This window comes from Luteibacter sp. RCC_6_2, assembly GCF_041360655.1.
Classification (GTDB): Bacteria; Pseudomonadota; Gammaproteobacteria; order Xanthomonadales; family Rhodanobacteraceae; genus Luteibacter.
In genome coordinates, this window is the sequence record NZ_JBFUPQ010000020.1 from 1 (window position 1) to 17,807 (window position 17,807).

The following is a 17,807-nucleotide window of genomic DNA, read 5'->3' on the forward strand; positions in this document are numbered from 1 at the left end:
TTTCCGCTGAGCCAGGAGGGCGAATCGGAAACCCCCGCCCGACCGTCCGAGCCCGAAGGGGCGCCAGCCATCAGACAGGGCCGCGCAGCGGCATCCCTTCCCAAGGGACGGCACCGCCTGTCGCGCCGAGGGTGGCGCCCGGCAGCTCCCCGCCACGCACACGGCGAATGCGAGGGCGAAAGCCGAGCCCTTCCGAAGCGCGAAGTACTGGCCCGCTGCCGCGGGATCGCCGCTGAAGCGGCTCCCACGAGGATCGGCTCTCAAGAGGGTCGGCTCCTACCAAAGAAAAAGGCCTCGTTTCCGAGGCCTTTTCGATCAGTAGTCGCGCTTCTTGCGTGGGGGCTTGCCGCCGCCGCTGGCGCCCGGGCGGGCGCCGGAGGGGCGGAAGCCGCTGCGCTGGGGCGGACGCGAGGCACCGCCGCCACCGCCGCTTTGCGGCGCTTCCTTGCCGTCCCACTCGGCGATCTTCAACTGCTGCTGGGCGACCCACACCTTCTTCAGGTGGTTGAAGGTCTCGGCCGGCATGCCGTCGGGCAGGTCGATCAGGCTGTAATCGTCGCGGATACTGACGCGGCCGATGAACTTCGCCTCGACACCGCCTTCGTTGGCGATCGCGCCGACGATGTTGCCCGGCTTCACGCCGTGCTCGTGGCCGACCTCGATGCGATAGGTGCGCTTGCCGGCCTCGGTCACGTGCGGACGGGGCTGGCGCATGCCTTCGCGCACCGGGCGGCGGTCGTTGAAGTCGCCGCCATCGCGCGACGGACGCTCACGCTCGTACTCGCGAGGCGGCCGTTCGGTGTATTCGCGCTTGGCCGGCGGTTCGAGCAGCAGCGGCTGGTCGCCCTGGGCGATGCGCGCCAGCGCGGCGGCGATCTCGATCGCCGGCACGTCGTGTTCCTGCTCGTACTTTTCCACCAACTGCTGGAAGAGGCCGAGGTCGCCGGTGGCCAGCGTATCCGTGATGCGCTGGTTGAACTTGTTGACGCGGGTGTCGTTCACCGCCTCGATCGTGGGCAGCTGCATCTGCTCGATCGGCTGGCGCGTCGCGCGCTCGATCTGGCGGAGCAGGTTCTTCTCGCGCGGCGTGACGAAGAGGATCGCCTCGCCGCTGCGGCCCGCGCGGCCGGTGCGGCCGATGCGGTGCACGTACGACTCGGTGTCGTGCGGGATGTCGTAGTTCAGCACATGGCTGATGCGTTCCACGTCGAGGCCGCGCGCGGCGACGTCGGTGGCGATCAGGATGTCGAGCTTGCCCGTCTTCAGCTGGTCGATGACGCGTTCGCGCTGGGCCTGTGCGATGTCGCCGTTGATCGCCGCGGCGGCGAAACCGCGCGCCTGCAACTTGCTGGCGAGTTCCTCGGTGGCGGACTTGGTGCGCGCGAAGACGATCATCGCGTCGAAGCTTTCGGCCTCGAGGATGCGCGTGAGCGCGTCGAGCTTGTGCACGCCACTGACCCACCAGTAACGCTGGCGGATATTCGCCGCGGTGGTGGTCTTGTTCTTGATCGTGACCTCGACCGGCTCTTTCAGGTAGGTCTGCGCGATGCGGCGGATCGGCGCCGGCATGGTCGCGGAGAACAGCGCCACCTGGCGACTGGCGGGCGTGGCCTGGAGCAGCTTTTCGACATCGTCGATGAAGCCCATGCGGAGCATCTCGTCGGCCTCGTCGAGCACCATGAAGCGCAGGCCGGAGAGATCCAGCGTGCCCTTGTCGAGATGGTCGATGACGCGGCCGGGCGTGCCGACGATGACCTGGGCGCCGCGCTTGAGGCCCTGCAACTGCGGGCCATAGCTCTGGCCGCCGTAGATCGGCAGTACCTGGAAGCCGGGCAGGTAGGTGGCGTACTTCTGGAACGCCTCGGCCACCTGGATGGCCAGTTCGCGCGTGGGCGCGAGCACCAGTGCCTGCGGCTTGTTGCCGGCCTTCAGGTCGATGCGCGACAGCACGGGCAGGGCGAAGGCCGCTGTCTTGCCGGTACCGGTCTGCGCCTGGCCGATGACATCGCGGCCTTCGAGCAGGGCCGGGATGGTGGCGGCCTGGATGGGAGAGGGGGTCTCGTAGCCGACTTCGGTCAGCGCACGCACGACGTTGGCGTCGAGCGCGAGCGCGCTGAAACCGGGCAGGGCCGGAGCGTTATTTGTATCGGGGGATGACATGGCGACCTCGAAAGGGGCGCGGCGGCGACATTCGGCGCCGGGCAGTAAACGTATTGTAGCAGCGATATGCGTGGTTCGCCGTGGGTCGTGGCCGTCCGGCGTGACGGCGTTACACTCTTTGGTCAGCTTCAGTAAGGGACGGGCACATGACGGCGATCGAGACCGTGTCGGAACAGCGTTGCTTCGGCGGCGTTCAAGGCTTTTATTCGCATGTTTCGGACGCTTGCGGGGGAACCATGCGCTTCGCCGTCTACTTGCCGCCGGCCGCGGAAAAGGGCCCCGTCCCGGTGCTCTGGTTCCTCGCCGGCCTCACCTGCACCGCCGAGACCTTCACGATCAAGGCCGGTGCGCAGCGCATGGCGGCGGAACTGGGGCTGGCCCTGGTGATGCCCGACACGAGCCCCCGCGATACCGGATGGGCCGGTGCCACGGGCGATTGGGAGTTCGGCGAGGGCGCAGGGTTCTATCTCGACGCCACCGAAGCGCCGTGGAACGAGCGCTTCCGCATGTACAGCTACGTGGTGGACGAATTGCCGCGCCTCGTATCCGGGCGGTTTCCGCTGGATACGGGGCGACAGGGCATATTCGGCCATTCCATGGGTGGCCATGGCGCCTTGGTGGTCGCCCTGCGCAATCCCGGCCGTTACCGCTCGTTGTCCGCCTTCGCACCGATCGTCGCTCCCGCCAGTGTCCCGTGGGGCCAGAAAGCCTTTCCGCGCTACCTCGGCACGGATCGCTCCAGCTGGGCGAGGTATGACGCCACCCGTCTGGTGGAGGAAGGCGCCCGTTTCGACGGCACGATCCTGGTGGACCAGGGCGAGGCCGATGGATTCCTGCTCGACCAGTTGCAGCCGCAGCGTTTCGAGGCCGCCTGTGAAGAGGCCGGGCAGGCGCTCGACCTGCGCATGCGACCGGGCTACGACCACGGTTACTACTTCATCCAGACCTTCATCGAGGATCACCTGCGTCACCACGCGAAAGCGTTGATCCCATGAGCGAACCGATAAGGATGCGCACGTCGCGCACGGTGATCCGGCTGCTCGACGTGGAGGAAGCGGAACTCCTGCAACGCTATCGCACGGAGAACCGTGACCATCTCGCGCCCTGGGAACCCCTGCGCACGACATCGCATTATTCGCTGGAAGGGTGCCGTCAGGCGATCGAGGCGGGCCTCGAGGCGGCGCGTGCCGACCGCGGCTATCCCTTCGCGGTGTTGTCGCCCGATGGTGGCGAGATGATCGCCAGCTTCACCTTCGCGAACGTGGTGCGCGGCGTGTTCCAGGCCTGTCACCTCGGCTACGGCATCGCACGGCGGCATGAAGGCCAGGGACTGATGTACGAGGCCATCGATGCCGGCATCCGCTATGCCTTCGGTCCGCTGGATTTCCATCGGGTGATGGCGAACTACATGCCGCGCAACGACCGCAGTGGGCGCCTTCTCGAACGCCTCGGCTTCGAGAGGGAGGGTTATGCGAAGCGTTACCTGAAGATCGACGGCCTGTGGGAGGACCACGTCCTCACGGCGAAGATCAGAACGCAGGGCTGAGCGGCGAGGATTCACCGGACGCGGGCGTATCGTGTTCCGCGCTGAACAATGCGCGCCATGCACCGCGTTCCTGCCAGGCGAGCAGCAGATAGACGGCCAGCACGAGCACGTGCGGGCCCAGCGTATGGCCTTCGGTGACGAAGTGATAACCGAAGATCGCGACGACCGGGGCGGCCAGCAGGAGCAGGGCGAGCGGCACCAGTCGCGCCGCCATCAAGGCCACGCCGGCGTAGACGAAGACGACGCCGAGCAGGGGCACCACGAAGCCGCTGGCTTCCAATCCCGCCATGAACGCGCGGCCGGCGCTGGTATGCGGGGCCGGAGGTTGCCAGAAAGCGAAGATGTGGTTGAGACCGGAAAAGGTGAACAGGGCGCCGAACGCCGTGCGCAGCACGGCGACGCTGTAACGGTGGAATCGGGTCATGCGGAACTACCTGGGTGGGGAAAACCTGCCAGCACCCATGATCCGGATTGCCGCATGGGCGAACCATCGCCCATGCGGCTAGGCCATCAGGCCTTGTTCGTGGCCGGGCCACGACGCTGGCGACGGCGCTTGTGGCTGCCGGTGTTCTCGCCCGTGCCCGCGGCCGAGTGGCCGTGCGGACGGTGTGCCGGGGGACGTCCGCCGCCGTTGCCGCCGCCCTGGCGCGACTGGCCGCCACTGCCGCCGGGACGGCCCTGGCCACCACCGCTCTGCGAGCGCGGCTGGCGCTGCTGCTGCTTCGGGCGCGGTGCGCCCGCATCCAGGCGCAGCGGCGTGCTCGGCTCGTAGCCGGGCACGTTGCTGATCGAGAGGTCGGTCTTCAGCAGACGGCCGATGTCGCGCAACAGGCCCGATTCGTCGTGGCTGACCAGCGAGATGGCCTGGCCTTCGGCACCGGCGCGGCCGGTACGGCCGATACGGTGCACGTAGTCCTCGGCGACCATCGGCAGGTCGAAGTTGATCACCACCGGCAACTGGTCGATGTCGATGCCGCGTGCGGCGATATCGGTCGCGACCAGGACGGTGACACGGCCCGACTTGAAGTCGGACAGCGCACGCGTGCGCGCGTTCTGGCTCTTGTTGCCGTGGATCGCCGCGGCCTTGACGCCGGACTGTTCGAGGTGACGGACGAGCTTGTCCGCGCCGTGCTTGGTACGGCCGAAGACCAGCGTCTGGCGACGGCTGTCCTGCGACAGGATGTGCAGCAGCAGGTCGCGCTTGGCGGCTGCGTCCACCGGATGCACCACGTGCGTCACGGTATTGGCGACGGTGTTCGCCGGCGTGGTCGATATCTCGCGCGGCTCGCGCATGAACTGCTGGGCGAGGGCCTTGATCTCGGGTGCGAACGTGGCCGAGAACAGCAGTGTCTGGCGTTGGCGCGGCACGGCGGCGAGGATGCGCTTGAGCGCCGGCAGGAAGCCCATGTCGAGCATGCGGTCGGCCTCGTCGAGGACGAGCACGTCGACCTTGGACAGGTCGACCGAGCGCTGCTGCATGTGGTCGAGCAGACGGCCCGGCGTGGCGACGACGATGTCGACGCCGCGGCGCAGGGCCTGCAACTGGTTGCCCATGCCGACGCCGCCGAAGATCACGGTGCTGGAGAGACGCACGTACTTGCCGTAGTCGCGCAGGTTTTCCTGCACCTGGGCGGCGAGTTCGCGGGTGGGCGTGAGGATGAGCGCGCGGATCGGACGGCGGCCTTCGTTGCGTTCATCGCGGGCGAGGCGCTGCAACACGGGCAGGGCGAACGCGGCGGTCTTGCCGGTGCCGGTCTGCGCGGCGGCCATGAGGTCGTGGCCGGCGAGGACTTCGGGGATGGCGGCGGCCTGGATGGGCGTGGGCTTTTCATAGCCTGCCTCGGACAACGCGCGCAGCAACGCGGGCGCAAGGCCCAGCGAATCGAAAGACATGGAGAAACTCCTGCGTGACCCGAGCGTTCCCTGGAACCGCGCTGCGAGTTATGGATTTGGCGGCCGCGAACCATGACGAAGACAGCAGGCTGGCCGGTGTCGTGCGCGCTTCCGGAGGTGGGGGAACGGGCGGGAAAAGCTCCACGCCGGGGGTCCGCAAGGGAGTCGGAGCGCAAGCACGACCCGCCGAGTATACCTTATTGCGGCGCACAATGGGTGGATGGCCGGTTCAGGCTCGCCGGGACGCCGTCATCAGGTAGCTGTTGTACGGCGTCCGCCCGAACAGCGGCCGGAAGTCGACGCGTATCCCGCGCGGTTCGAGCACCCCGCGGATGTCGTCCTCGGTCGGAAAATATTGCGCGCCACCCGGAATCCAGCCGACCGCCTTGATGAATTTCTCTTCCCATACCGTGGCCCGGTAGCGCCAGGAGCCGTCGCGGATGACGTTGCGCAGGATCAGCACGCCGTCGTCGGCCAGGTGGTCCACGGCGAAGGCCAGCAGTTCGCCCTGGCGCTCCTGCGGCAGGTAATGCAGGACATCGAGCATGGCGACGTGGCCACGCAAGGCTTGCGGCGTGGCCGCGTCGCCCTCGCACAGGGCGATCTCGCCGCCCAGCCCGGCCCGTTCCGCGGCGACGCGGCCCATGGCGATCTTGCGGGCGTCGTGATCGAGGCCGACGTAGCCGTCGAGCGCATCGCACGCGTGCAGGTAATGGCCGAGCAGGCCCAGGCCGCAGCCGATGTCGAGCAGGGGCAGGCGTTTTCCGGCGATGGCTCGTGCGGCGGCGGCGTACACGGGATCGGTGGCCAGCTTGCCGTGGATGTAGATCCGGTCGCCGCGGCGACTGAATCGGGAGGCGATGCGCTGCCTCGTCCGGCTGTCGGGGATCATGCGTGGTGGTCCATCCTTAGAAAGGGCCGCGTACGAAGACCGCACGCGGCCTTGGATACTAGCGCTGTTGCTGCGGCTGGTTGCTCTTGTTGACATAGGCGTCGTACTCGCCCTTGTCGACCTTGCCGTCGTGGTTGAGATCGGCTTCGGGGAAGTGCGCGCGCAGTTGCTTGAGTGCGTCGACATCCTTGGGAATGTCGCTGCGCTTGATGCCCTTGCCGTCCTTGCTGATCTCGGAAAACGCGGGGGCGCCACCGCTGTCGGAGCCGCCCTGCGCCTGGGCGTGGACCACGCCGATACCCAGGCCGGCAAGGAGTGCGAGTGAAACGATCGATCGCGAGTACTTCATGAGTCCTCCGTCTGTCGTGGTGGCCGCCAGTGTAGTGGCATGCCGTCATTGCGCCGTGAGGCGCACGTCGGATCTTAACGCTGTGCTAGCCTCGGCGCCGCCCGATCGTTGAGGAAATTCTCATGTCGCTTCCCGCCGCGCTGCGCGATCTCGACCATACGCAGCGGCACACCGTGATAGCCAGCTTCCTGGGTTGGACCCTCGACGCCTTCGATTATTTCTTGCTGACCTTCGTCATCCTCGCCGTGGCCAACGAGTTCCACGTGCCAAAGCAGGAGGTGACCTATGGCTTGTTCCTCACCCTCGCCGCACGACCGATCGGCGCGCTGATCTTCGGTCGCCTGGCCGACCGCTACGGGCGCCGGCCGGTGCTCATGTTCGACATCGTCCTGTTCTCACTGCTGGAGGTGGCCTGCGCGTTCTCGCCATCGCTGGGCGTGCTGCTCGGCCTGCGCTTCCTCTTCGGCATCGCGATGGGAGGCGAGTGGGGCATCGGGGCGTCGCTGGCGATGGAATCGATTCCAGCCAGTTCGCGGGGCTTCGTTTCCGGCTTGCTGCAAAGCGGATACCCGTGTGGCTTCTTCCTCGCGGCGCTCGCCAACTGGTTGCTGGTGGACCACATCGGCTGGCGCGGCCTCTTCGTGGTCGGCGCGTTGCCTGCGCTGCTCGTGCTGTACATCCGGCGCAAAGTGCCGGAGTCGCCGGTGTGGGAGAGCCGCCGCACGCATGCGCGCGAGAGCGTCTTCGTCTCCATGCGCGGGCACTGGAAACTGTTCGTCTACCTCATGCTCCTGATGGCGGCGTTCAACATGTTCAGCCACGGATCGCAGGACATGTATCCGACCTTCGTGCAGGAGACCCTGGGAATTCCCGCCGGCTCGGGCACCGCGTTCCTGCTCACGGCGCTGCTCAACCTCGGTGCGCTGGCCGGTGGCCTGACCTTCGGCTCGCTCTCCGAGCGCATCGGCCGGCGCAAGGCGATCATCATCGCGGCGCTGCTGGCGATCCCGGTGGTTCCGCTGTGGATGTACGGAGGCTCGTTGCTCCTGCTCGGCCTGGGCGCCTTCTTCATCCAGGTGATGGTGCAGGGCGCGTGGGGCGTGGTGCCCACCCATCTCAATGAACTGTCGCCCGATGCCGTCCGTGGCACCTTGCCGGGCTTCGCCTACCAGATGGGCAACCTGCTCGCGGCGATCACCGCCACCGCGCAGACCTGGCTGGCGGGGCAGCGGGGCGGCGATTTCGCCTTCGCCATGTCGACCTGGATAGCGGGGGTGGCCCTGGTTCTGGCCCTACTGACCTGGCTCGGGCCGGAGGCTCGTGGCGTCGGCTTCGGCCGCCACCGTGGTCCGACGTGACGCCACGACCGGGCGCGGCTAAAATCCCCCGTTTTCCTCCGGTAGAAACCAACATGCAGGCTGGCAAGGGCAAGGTCATCTCGTTCCATTACACCCTCACCGTCGATGGCGAGAAGGTCGAAAGCTCGATCGAGGGCGGCGAGCCGTTGTGGATCCTGCTCGGCCACGGCCAGCTGATCCCCGGCCTCGAGGCCGGCCTCGAAGGCAAGTCGGTCGGCGACACCTTCGATGTCGAGATCGCCCCGGAGCAAGGCTACGGTCCTCGCCAGGAAGGCCTGACGCAGCGCGTGCCGAAGAAGTACTTCCCGCAGCAGGGCAAGGGCCTGAAGGCCGGCGACAGCACCGTGCTTTCGTTGAAGGAAGGCGGCAGCCGCGTGGTCGTGGTGCAGAAGATCGGTTCGAGCGTCGTCGACGTCGACCTCAACCATCCCATGGCGGGCAAGACGCTCAACTTCCATGTGGACGTGCAGACGGTGCGTGACGCGACGGAAGAGGAAATCGCGCACGGGCATGCCCACCCGAACGGCGACGCCGCGCACTGAGGATCATCGCCGACCCTGTCGGCGATTCGCGATGACTTCGTAAACAAAGACGGCGCCCCAGGGCGCCGTCTTTGTTTCAACCAGAAGGGTCTTAAACCACCGACTGGCCGTTCACCGAAATCTCGACGTCGATATTTCCGCGCGTGGCGTGCGAGTACGGGCAGACGTTTTCGTGGGCGAAGGCGACGATTTCCTTCGCGGTCGCATCGTCGACACCCGGCAGGCTCACCTCGAGCTTCGCGCGGATGGCGAACCCGTTTTCCTGGCGCTTGCCGATGCTGACGCTGCTGGCGACGGAGGCATCGTCGGCCTTGACCTTCTTCTGGCCGGCGACGAAACGCACGGCGCCTTCGAAGCAGGCCGCGTAGCCGGCGGCGAACAGCTGTTCGGGATTGCTGCCCTCACCGGTACCACCCATGGACTTCGGCAGGCGCAGGTCCATGTCGATGCGGCCGTCGTCGCTCTTGACGTGACCATTGCGGCCGCCTGCGACCTTGGCATGTGCGGTGTAGAGGGCGTCGCCGTCGAACTTGGAGATATTGCTCATGGGTTTTGTCCTTTGTCGTCTGGGAGGGAAAGGGCTGGTTGGCCGTTCACGAGAAATAGTAAAGCACGCAATTTAATCGCGTGCAATTCAATTCATGAACCATCGATCGGCGCGTTGCCGTCCGTTCAGTTCAGGACGCGGCGCCCATAGGCGAAGTTCTCTTTCCAGTAGGCGCCATCCAGATCGTCCAAACGTACCGTGCCACCCGAGTTCGGCGCGTGTACGAAACGACCCTTGCCGACGTAAACCCCTACATGAGTGATGTGGCCGCGGCCGAAGAAGACGAGGTCGCCGCTGGAAAGCTCGGTCTCGTCGACCTTCGGCTTGTCGAGGGCGGCCATCTCAGCCGAGGTCCGGGGCAGGCGCAGTCCGGTCGACGTCAGGTAGATGTAGTTGATGAGCCCGCTGCAGTCGAAACCGCCCTGCGGGGTATTGCCGCCCCAGCGGTAGGGTGTGCCGACCAGGCCGATGGCGCGAAAGAGCACATCGTTGGCGGCATCGGCCGGTGGCGCGTCGGCCGGCTTGGTGGACCAGCCCAGGTTTTTCGCGATGGGTACGGCCGATGCGGGATTGCGGCGCTGCGAGGACGATGGTTTGTGCGGGGCGCTGCCACAGGCGGCGAGCAGCATCAGCACGGCCGCCACCGCGAGGGGGCGGAGCCATGCTCGTGGGTGAAAAGGGCGGGTGGCTGGCGACATCGGGCGTTTCCCCTGTCAGGATCGGCTGGGTGAGGTTATCAAATCAATGAGTTGCGTGGAATACCTGTTAAAGAGCGCGAATTCATGCCGGCTGTGTTGGGTGTTAGGGCTCGGTTTCGCCCTCGCGTTCGCCGTGTGCGTGGCGGGGGAGCTGCCGGGCGCCACGTGCCGCACCCGGGTGGGAAGCGGGCTGGCCCGCGAGTCCTCAATCTGTCTGCTGGCGAAGGAGGCCTTGCGGTGATCGGGCGAGGCTTGTCAGCGCTCGCTCGGTTGCAGTGCACAGCCTCACTCGCTCGACATAGGGTGGCGAATCGCGGGCCAGCCCGCTTCCCACCCGGGTGAGGGAGCCTCACGGGAGGTGGCTTGCACGTGCGGTGTCCATCCCGGCGTCGGCTTTGCCCCACCACCCAACGCCCGCCCAACGGCAAAGAACCCTAAAATGCCCCGATGGATAAATCCCGAAGCGACGTTCTGATCATGGGTGGCGGCGTGATCGGGTTGGCGTGCGCGTTGTATCTGTTGAAGGCGGGGGCGAGGGTGCGGGTGCTCGAACAGGCCCAGCCCGGTAGCGGAAGCTCCCACGGCAACTGCGGCACGATCACGCCCAGCCACGCAGGGCCGCTGACCATGCCGGGCATGGTCGGAACGGCCCTGGGTTCGCTGTTGCGACGCGATGCGCCGCTCTACGTGAATCCGCGTCCCGATGCGGCCCGGGCACGCTGGCTGCTCGGTTTCGCCCGGAACTGCACCTGGGCGCGGTACCGGCAAGCGGGTGAGGCGCGAGGGGCGATCCTGGCCCGCTCGCGGGTCTTGCTGGGCGACCTGGTCGCCAGCGAAGGCATGGCCTGCGAATTCGAGGAAGTGGGTGAACTCTACGTCTACCGCCAAGCGCGCACGCTGCGGAACGACCAGCCGCACGTGGACTTGCTGCGCCGGCTCGGCATGGACGTGCGGGAACTGGATGCCGACCAGGCCATGGCGCTGGAACCGGGCTTGCGCGATGGCGTGGTGGGCGCCTTGCTGCATCCCGGCGATGCGCGGCTGAGACCGGACTGGTACGTCGCGGAACTGGCGCGACGGGTGCGTGAACTCGGCGGAGCGATCGAGACCGGTGCGCGGGTGGATTCATTCGTCCTCGACGGTGCGCGCGTCTCCCACGTGCGTACCACTCGCGGCGTCTTCCAGGGCGACCGCGTGGTCATGGCGCTGGGCGCGTGGTCGCCGTTGATCGGCAAGCTGCTCGACATCCGTTTGCCGATGCAGCCGGGCAAAGGCTATTCGCTGACCTGGGAACGGCCACCCGAGCATGCGCCACGTCATTCGCTGGTGCTGCGGGAAGCCGCCGTGTGCGTCACGCCCTGGGCCTCGGGGTTCCGTCTTGGCAGCACGATGGAATTTTCGGGCTTCGACGAGGGCCTCAACCCGTTGCGCATCGACGCGTTGCGGCGTGGCGCGGCCACCTATCTTCACGAGCCGGAAGGACGCGGCGAGGTCGTGCCCTGGTGGGGTTGGCGGCCGATGAGCGTGGACGAGGTGCCGATCATCGGCCCGAGCGCGCGCTGGTCGAACCTGATGTACGCGACGGCGCACGGCATGCTCGGCATCAGCATGTCGGCGGCGACGGGGGAGCTGGTGGCCAGTCTCCTGGCGGGCCCGGCGCCGACGCTGGACCCGGCGCCTTATTCACCCGCGCGATTCGGGTTGTAGATGCAAGGACCTTCGTCATCGCATTTGCTACGGTGTCACCTCCCCACCCCAAGGAACATGGCATGACTTCGGAAGCTTTCGACCTGATCGTGATCGGCGGCGGCTCGGGCGGACTCGCCGCGGCGATCAGGGCGTCGAAGCACGGCGCCAAGGTCGCGCTGCTGGAACCGAAGGAACTGGGTGGCACGTGCGTCAATTCCGGCTGCGTACCGAAGAAGGCGATGTGGTACGCGGCGCAGATGGCCGAGGCGCAGTACATCGCGGTGGATTACGGTTTTCACGACAAACCCGGCAGCCTCGACTGGCCCCGTTTCATCGAGCGGCGCCAAGAGTATGTCGAGCGCATCCGGGTGAAGTACCAGCAGGCGCTCGACACGGGCCACATCACCGTCATGCGTGAATACGGGCGCTTCCTCGCCCGCGGTCGCGTCCAGGCGGGCACGCGCGAACTGACCGCTCCGCATGTGCTCATCGCCACCGGTTCGACGCCCAACCGGCTGGACAAGCCGGGCTTCGACCTCGGCATGACGTCCGATGGCTTCTTCGACCTCCGTGCGTGCCCGCGCCGCACGGCCATCGTGGGCGGCGGCTACATCGCGGTGGAACTGGCGGGCGTGCTGCGCGCCCTGGGCAGTGACGTGGACATGTACGTGCGTGGCCGCCTGATGAGCGGCTTCGACGAGGAAATGGCTTACGGCCTCGGCGACGAGATGCGCCAGCATGGCATCCGTGTCCACTACGAATGCCAGATCGACGCGGTGCACGAGAAGGACGGCGTGCTCCTTCTGGACTGCGACCGTGGCGACCATCCGGCGCCCTACGACGCCTTGATCTGGGCCGTGGGCCGGCACGCCGATACCGCCTCGCTCGACATCGGCCGCATCGGCCTCGTCACCGGCGACGACGGGCACGTGGAGATCGACGATTACCAGAACACCAACGTGCCGGGTGTCTACGCGGTGGGCGACGTGACCCAGCGCATGGCGCTGACGCCCGTGGCCGTCGCGGCGGGCCGCAAGCTCGCCGACCGCCTGTTCGGCGGCAAGCCGGAGGCGAAGCTCGATTACCAGAACATCCCCAGCGTGGTGTTCTCGCATCCGCCGCTGGGCACCATCGGCATGTCGGAGCAGCAGGCGCGCGAGCGATACGGCGCCGACGTGCACCTCTACAAACAGTCGTTCGTACCGATGCAGCTGGCGCTGGCGCACCGGCCGATCACCACGCGTTTCAAGCTGATCTGCGTGGGGGAGGATTCCCGCATCGTCGGTATGCAGATGCTCGGTCCTGGGGTGGACGAGATCCTCCAGGGCTTCGCCGTGGCGATCAAGATGGGCGCCACCAAGGCCGACCTCGACGCCACCCTGGCCATCCATCCGACCTCGTCCGAGGAAATGGTGCTGATGGGCGATCGGGTGCCCGGATGAGCGGTACACTCTTGCCATGAGCCCGTACACCCTTCACCGCGGCACCGCGCCGCTCCTGATCAGCCTGCCGCACAACGGCAGCGCCATTCCCGATGATCTCGCCGCGCGCATGAAGCGTCCGGCGCGGCGATCCCCGGACACCGACTGGCATGTGGCCGAGCTGTACGATTTCGCCCGCGGCATGGGCGCGAGCGTGATCAAGCCGTTCGCCTCACGCTATGTCGTGGACCTGAACCGTCCCGCCGACGGCCACGCCCTCTACCCGGGGCAGAGCGAGACCGGCCTCGTGCCCACCGTGCTGTTCAATGGCGAACCGATCTACCGCGCCGGCGCCGAGCCGGATGCGGCGGAAATCGCCGACCGCGTGAAACGGTGGTGGAAGCCTTATCACCGCGCGCTCGCCGACGAACTGGCACGCCTGAAAGCGGAGTTCGGGCATGTGGTGCTGTGGGAAGGACATTCCATCCGCAGCCATGTGCCGATGCTGTTCGAGGGACGTCTGCCCGACCTCAACCTCGGCACGGCCGATGGCGCGAGTTGCTCGCCCGGCCTGCAGGCGAAACTCGCCGCCGTGCTGGAGAGGCAGGATGAGTATTCCTTCGCGGTGAACGGCCGTTTCAAGGGCGGCTACATCACCCGTCATTACGGCAAGCCCGCACATGGGATCGACGCCGTGCAACTCGAGCTCGCCCAACTGAACTACATGGACGAGGATTCCTTCGAGTACCTGCCGAAGAGCGCGGCGAGCGTGCAGGTGCTGATCGGGGAGATGCTGAAGGTCTGTCTCGACAGCGCGCGGACAGTCACTCCGTAGGCCAATCGCCGACTTTGTCGGCGATGCCTACGAAGCCAGCGCCGCCACGCATTTCAGCTCGATCGCTATCGGCGTAGGCAACGCAGTGATCCCCACCGTGGTCCGGCATGCATCCACGCCCCGGAACGCTTCCGCATAAAGCCGGTTATACGCGGCGAAGTCGCGCTCCATGTCGGTCAGGTACACCGTGACATCCACCAGGTCTTCGAAGCGCGCCCCACTGGCGTCGAGCACGGCGCGCACATTGGCGAACACCTGCCGGCACTGGGCCTCGATGTCGTACGACACGAGCTTTCCCGTATCGTCGACGACGTTGCCGGGAATGGCATCGGTAGCCGGCACTCGCGGGCCGATACCCGAAAGGAACAGCAAGGGACCGACACGCCGTGCGTGCGGATAAGCGCCGACCGGCGCGGGTGCGCCCTCGGCGCGGATGACGTCATTGCCCATGGTCGATGCAGATGTTCCTGGCTTCGGTGAAGAAACGCATGGCTTCGAAACCGCCTTCGCGGCCGACGCCGGATTGCTTCGTGCCGCCGAACGGCGTGCGCAGGTCGCGCAGCATCCAGCAGTTCACCCAGACGATGCCGAACTCCAGGCGTGACGAGAAACGATGCGCACGCGAGACATCGCGAGTCCACACCGAGGCGGCAAGTCCGTAGGGCGTGCCGTTGGCGATCGCCAGCGCCTCGTCCTCCGTGTCGAACGGGATCAGCGTGACGACCGGGCCGAAAATTTCTTCCTGGTTGGTGGCCGTGTCGGGCGCAAGACCCTCGATCACCGTCGGCGCGATGAACCAGCCATCGGCGCAACGTCCTCCCACATCCACCCGGTCGCCCCCGGTGAGGATGCTGCCGCCTTCCGCGCGGGCGCGTTCGATACAGCCGCTGACCTTGTCGAAATGTGCCTGGGAGACGAGCGCCCCGAGCTGGTTGCGCTCGTCGAGTGGATCGCCCACCCGCAACGCCCGCACCCGCTCCAGGTATTCGCGACGGAAGCGTTCGTAGATCGGGCGCTGCACCAGCAGCCTCGATCCACACAGACAGATCTCGCCCTGGTTGGCGAAGCCGGAGCGAACGATCGTCGCCATCGATGCATCGGCGAAGTCGAAGTCGTCGAAGACGATGGTCGGGTTCTTCCCGCCCAACTCCAGCGAGACCTTCTTCAGGCGCGGCGCGGCCGCCGCGGCGATGGCCACGCCGGTGCGCGTGCTGCCCGTGAAGGAGACCGCCTTCACCGTGTCATGGACGACGATGGCTTCGCCGACCGCCGGACCGCTGCCATGGACGATGTTCAGCACGCCGGGCGGGAAACCGGCCTCCTCCGCGAGCGTGCCCAGCAGCCATGCGGTGTACGGAGTGACTTCGGATGGCTTGGCCACCACCGTGTTGCCGGCGGCCAGGGCAGGGGCGATCTTCCAGGTGAACAGGTAGAGCGGCAGGTTCCACGGGCTGATGCAGCCGACCACGCCCAAGGGCAGGCGCAGCGTGTAGTTGATGGCCCCTTGCTCCATGGCATGCGATTCAGCGCTCCATTGGCTTGCCGCCGCCGCGAAGAAACGCAGGTTCGCCACGGCTCGCGGGATGTCGAGCGTGCGTGCGAGCGCCAGGGGCTTGCCGCTGTCTTGCGATTCGGCCTCGGCAAAGGATTCCAGTCGCGCCTCGATCGCATCGGCCAGGCGCTGCATGCAGCGGGCACGGCGTTCCGCCGGCGTCATGGCCCAGCCCGGCGCTGCGCGCGATGCGGCAGCCACCGCGTCGGCGACGTCGACGGCATCGGAATCCGGGCAGCGCGCGAAGACGTGCCCGGTCGCGGGATCGACGACGTCCAGATAACGGCCACCCCGCGGCGCGCGCGAATGGCCGTCGATCAGGTTGGCGAGGACGATCATGGCCCGCCTTAGTTCAGGCCGCGGGTGCGGCCGCCATCGACGGAAATGCTGGTGCCGTTGACGTATCCCGCGGCCGGACTGGCGAGGAAGGCGATCATGGCGGCGATTTCCGCCGGTTCGCCGAAACGGGCGGCGGGCACGCTGGCGAGCAGGCCCCGCTCCACCTCTTCGCGGGTGCGGCCTGCATCCACGCTGGCTTTCACCAGTGCTTCAAGCCGCGGCGTACGGGTGTAGCCGGGAAGGATGTTGTTCACCGTGATGCCGTCGGGTGCGACCTCGGCGGCCAGGGTCTTGGCCCAGCCGGCCATGGCCGCTCGCGTGGTGTTGGAAACGCCCAGGTTGGGAATCGGTTCCTTCACCGATGTGGAGATGATGTTCACGATCCGTCCGTAACGCGCCTCGCGCATGCCGGGCAGGCAGGCATGGGTGATCACCTGCGCGGCGATCACATGCTGACGGTAGGCCGTGAGGAAGGCCTCCGGCTCCGCGCTCCATACCGGGCCGGGCGGCGGCCCGCCGCTGTTGTTCACCAGCACGTGTACGGCATGGTTCTTGACCACTTCGCCGATGGCCTGGGCCAGGGCGGCGGTGTCGAGCATGTCGACGGCGACGTGGCTATGGGTCTGCCCGGGTTGCGTGGCCGGCAACTCGGCGGCGAGCGCGACGAGCGCGTCGGCGGAGCGGGAGAGCAGGGTGACGCTGGCCCCGAGTTCCGCCAGTTCGAAGGCGGTGGCGCGTCCGAGCCCTTGCGAAGCGCCGCATACCAGCGCGTGACGACCGGTGAGACGAAGATCCATGCGGCGCTCCCTGGAATGAGGGTGGTGGGCGGTCAGCCCTGTTTCATTGCCCACCACTGTATCGCCATTGCGGCGAACCAGCACGGCCAGGCGAACCACGGCGAACGTTTCCACCAGGCCTGCCAGCGGCTGAGGGCGTCGTCGTCGAACAGCGCCGGCGCGTCAGAGCGCAGCACCCGGCGCACGCGCAGCCAGTTGGCCATGCCGTTGGGACGGCCGGTGTCGGCCTCCACGATGGTCTTCCACTGGTCGGGATAACGCTTGCGCAGCAACGCGGTGAAACGCCACTGCGCGACGAAGTGCAGGACGAAGAAGGCGACCGCGCCGAGCAGGAGCAGCAAGTAAAGATAGACCGCGGTCTGCATATCGGTCAGCTGCCTTTCTCTTTGTCTTTCTTCGTGTCATCGGTACGGAGCAGGTCGGTGGTCACCACCTCGCGGATCGTCGAGATCACGCCGTTGCCTTGCTGGGCCTTCGAGCAGACGGCGTTGTTGATCGCCTTCTTGTAGGTGTCGTTCTGCATGCCGACGTAGAGGACGCCATCGGGACCGTGCGCGATCTTGAAGCTGCCAGCGGGGTTCATCTTCACGGGCGCCTCGGCCGAGAACGTGGTGGGCGACTGCTCCCAATAGGTCTGGCTCTTCTGCTGCTTGGCCGACGAATACACCACCAGATAGCGGGCCTTGTCGTCGACGACCTTGAACTTGCCGAACGCCCCGGTCGTCTCGCTCGTCCAGCCGATGTATTCGCACAGCTGGATGTCTTCCGAATGCAGCGGCTGGAAGGCGTCGTCCAGTAAGACCACCGTCGGCGCGAAGAGATAGCTCGAACTGAGCCAGCGGCCGTTGAGCTCGGACTTCATCGCGATGGTGTAGGGCAGGTGCGCGCCCTGTGGCAGGCGGAAGGCGAGGAAATAGCTGCGGTCGCCGTTGAGGTTGGCGACCGGGCTGTCCTTGCTCAACTCGAATCGCTGCGGTTGCCAGGGCAGCATGTCCTGGTAGGACAGGTCGGCGAAACTGCCGCAGCAGGGCGACGCGTCGTCGAGTGTCTTGCGTGCGATGTCGATCGTGTTCGTCGGGTTTTCCGGCGGACGGAAGTTCGGCGGCACGATCGTGCGGCAAGCGCCCAGCGCGGTGAGCGCCAGGGCAAGCAGCAGGAGACGGGGGACGGAAGGGGGCATGATCGTCTC

General features: G+C 66.8%; 19 protein-coding genes. 7 read left to right on the plus strand and 12 right to left on the minus strand.

Annotation, left to right across the window (positions count from 1 at the left end):
- Positions 1-315 precede the first annotated feature (315 nt).
- Positions 316-2,160: a DEAD/DEAH box helicase gene (locus AB6730_RS17655; RefSeq protein ID WP_371024909.1), complete on the minus strand. Its 1,845-nt coding sequence runs from the start codon at positions 2,158-2,160 to the stop codon at positions 316-318.
- 146 nt (positions 2,161-2,306) lie between these two features.
- On the opposite strand from AB6730_RS17655, the gene fghA reads away from it, so the two are divergent.
- Both fghA and rimJ read left to right on the plus strand, forming a co-directional pair.
- Positions 2,307-3,155 (plus strand): S-formylglutathione hydrolase, encoded by an 849-nt coding sequence (gene fghA, locus AB6730_RS17660; protein WP_371024910.1) that lies wholly within the window; start codon positions 2,307-2,309, stop codon positions 3,153-3,155.
- Complete coding sequence (gene rimJ, locus AB6730_RS17665) at positions 3,152-3,706, plus strand: ribosomal protein S5-alanine N-acetyltransferase (RefSeq protein WP_371024911.1); 555 nt, start codon at positions 3,152-3,154, stop codon at positions 3,704-3,706. The genes fghA and rimJ overlap by 4 nt, the downstream gene beginning before the upstream one ends.
- On the opposite strand, the gene AB6730_RS17670 is transcribed toward rimJ, so the two are convergent.
- The 4 genes from AB6730_RS17670 to AB6730_RS17685 all read right to left on the minus strand — a co-directional run bounded on the left by AB6730_RS17670 (position 3,690) and on the right by AB6730_RS17685 (position 6,840).
- Positions 3,690-4,130: a hypothetical protein gene (locus tag AB6730_RS17670; protein WP_371024912.1), complete on the minus strand. Its 441-nt coding sequence runs from the start codon at positions 4,128-4,130 to the stop codon at positions 3,690-3,692. The two genes, rimJ and AB6730_RS17670, sit on opposite strands and share 17 nt — an antisense overlap.
- Positions 4,131-4,216: 86 nt before the next feature.
- The gene (locus AB6730_RS17675; RefSeq protein ID WP_371024913.1) at positions 4,217-5,599 is read right to left on the minus strand and encodes a DEAD/DEAH box helicase; all 1,383 of its coding nucleotides are present in this window, start codon (positions 5,597-5,599) and stop codon (positions 4,217-4,219) included.
- A gap of 229 nt (positions 5,600-5,828) precedes the next feature.
- Positions 5,829-6,491 (minus strand): class I SAM-dependent methyltransferase, encoded by a 663-nt coding sequence (locus tag AB6730_RS17680; protein ID WP_371024914.1) that lies wholly within the window; start codon positions 6,489-6,491, stop codon positions 5,829-5,831.
- Between the two features lie 58 nt (positions 6,492-6,549).
- Entirely contained in the window at positions 6,550-6,840 is a 291-nt protein-coding gene (locus AB6730_RS17685) for a hypothetical protein (protein ID WP_371024915.1), read from the minus strand.
- Positions 6,841-6,962: 122 nt separating this feature from the next.
- On the opposite strand from AB6730_RS17685, the gene AB6730_RS17690 reads away from it, so the two are divergent.
- Positions 6,963-8,198 carry an MFS transporter gene (locus AB6730_RS17690; protein ID WP_371024916.1) on the plus strand — a complete coding sequence of 412 codons (1,236 nt, stop codon included), beginning with the start codon at positions 6,963-6,965 and terminating at the stop codon, positions 8,196-8,198.
- Positions 8,199-8,251: 53 nt separating this feature from the next.
- A complete protein-coding gene (locus AB6730_RS17695) occupies positions 8,252-8,740 on the plus strand; it encodes a peptidylprolyl isomerase (RefSeq protein ID WP_371024917.1) in 489 nt (162 codons plus the stop codon).
- 91 nt (positions 8,741-8,831) lie between these two features.
- Here AB6730_RS17695 and AB6730_RS17700 read toward each other — a convergent pair whose 3' ends face one another.
- Both AB6730_RS17700 and AB6730_RS17705 read right to left on the minus strand, forming a co-directional pair.
- Positions 8,832-9,287 carry an organic hydroperoxide resistance protein gene (locus AB6730_RS17700; RefSeq protein WP_371024918.1) on the minus strand — a complete coding sequence of 152 codons (456 nt, stop codon included), beginning with the start codon at positions 9,285-9,287 and terminating at the stop codon, positions 8,832-8,834.
- A 125-nt stretch (positions 9,288-9,412) separates the two neighbouring features.
- Positions 9,413-9,985 carry a C40 family peptidase gene (locus AB6730_RS17705; RefSeq protein ID WP_371024919.1) on the minus strand — a complete coding sequence of 191 codons (573 nt, stop codon included), beginning with the start codon at positions 9,983-9,985 and terminating at the stop codon, positions 9,413-9,415.
- A gap of 447 nt (positions 9,986-10,432) precedes the next feature.
- Between AB6730_RS17705 and AB6730_RS17710 the strand changes: the two genes are divergently transcribed.
- From AB6730_RS17710 to hutG, 3 genes are all read left to right on the plus strand, one after another.
- Complete coding sequence (locus AB6730_RS17710; protein ID WP_371024920.1) at positions 10,433-11,692, plus strand: NAD(P)/FAD-dependent oxidoreductase; 1,260 nt, start codon at positions 10,433-10,435, stop codon at positions 11,690-11,692.
- 62 nt (positions 11,693-11,754) lie between these two features.
- Positions 11,755-13,116, plus strand: coding sequence for a glutathione-disulfide reductase (gene gorA, locus AB6730_RS17715; RefSeq protein WP_371024921.1), 1,362 nt, complete (start codon positions 11,755-11,757; stop codon positions 13,114-13,116).
- 16 nt (positions 13,117-13,132) lie between these two features.
- Positions 13,133-13,930 (plus strand): N-formylglutamate deformylase, encoded by a 798-nt coding sequence (gene hutG / locus AB6730_RS17720; protein WP_371024922.1) that lies wholly within the window; start codon positions 13,133-13,135, stop codon positions 13,928-13,930.
- A gap of 27 nt (positions 13,931-13,957) precedes the next feature.
- Here hutG and AB6730_RS17725 read toward each other — a convergent pair whose 3' ends face one another.
- From AB6730_RS17725 to AB6730_RS17745, 5 genes are read right to left on the minus strand one after another with little or no spacing between them, the layout of a single operon-like run.
- Positions 13,958-14,380, minus strand: coding sequence for a RidA family protein (locus AB6730_RS17725; RefSeq protein ID WP_371024923.1), 423 nt, complete (start codon positions 14,378-14,380; stop codon positions 13,958-13,960).
- Positions 14,370-15,821: an aldehyde dehydrogenase gene (locus AB6730_RS17730; RefSeq protein WP_371024924.1), complete on the minus strand. Its 1,452-nt coding sequence runs from the start codon at positions 15,819-15,821 to the stop codon at positions 14,370-14,372. Before AB6730_RS17730 ends, AB6730_RS17725 begins: the two co-directional genes overlap by 11 nt.
- 8 nt (positions 15,822-15,829) lie before the next feature.
- On the minus strand, positions 15,830-16,618 hold the full coding sequence (locus AB6730_RS17735; protein WP_371024925.1) for an SDR family oxidoreductase: 789 nt from the start codon (positions 16,616-16,618) through the stop codon (positions 15,830-15,832).
- A gap of 32 nt (positions 16,619-16,650) precedes the next feature.
- Complete coding sequence (locus AB6730_RS17740) at positions 16,651-16,983, minus strand: hypothetical protein (RefSeq protein WP_371024926.1); 333 nt, start codon at positions 16,981-16,983, stop codon at positions 16,651-16,653.
- A gap of 5 nt (positions 16,984-16,988) precedes the next feature.
- Positions 16,989-17,798 (minus strand): MalM family protein, encoded by an 810-nt coding sequence (locus AB6730_RS17745; protein ID WP_371024927.1) that lies wholly within the window; start codon positions 17,796-17,798, stop codon positions 16,989-16,991.
- Between the last annotated feature and the right edge of the window lie 9 nt (positions 17,799-17,807).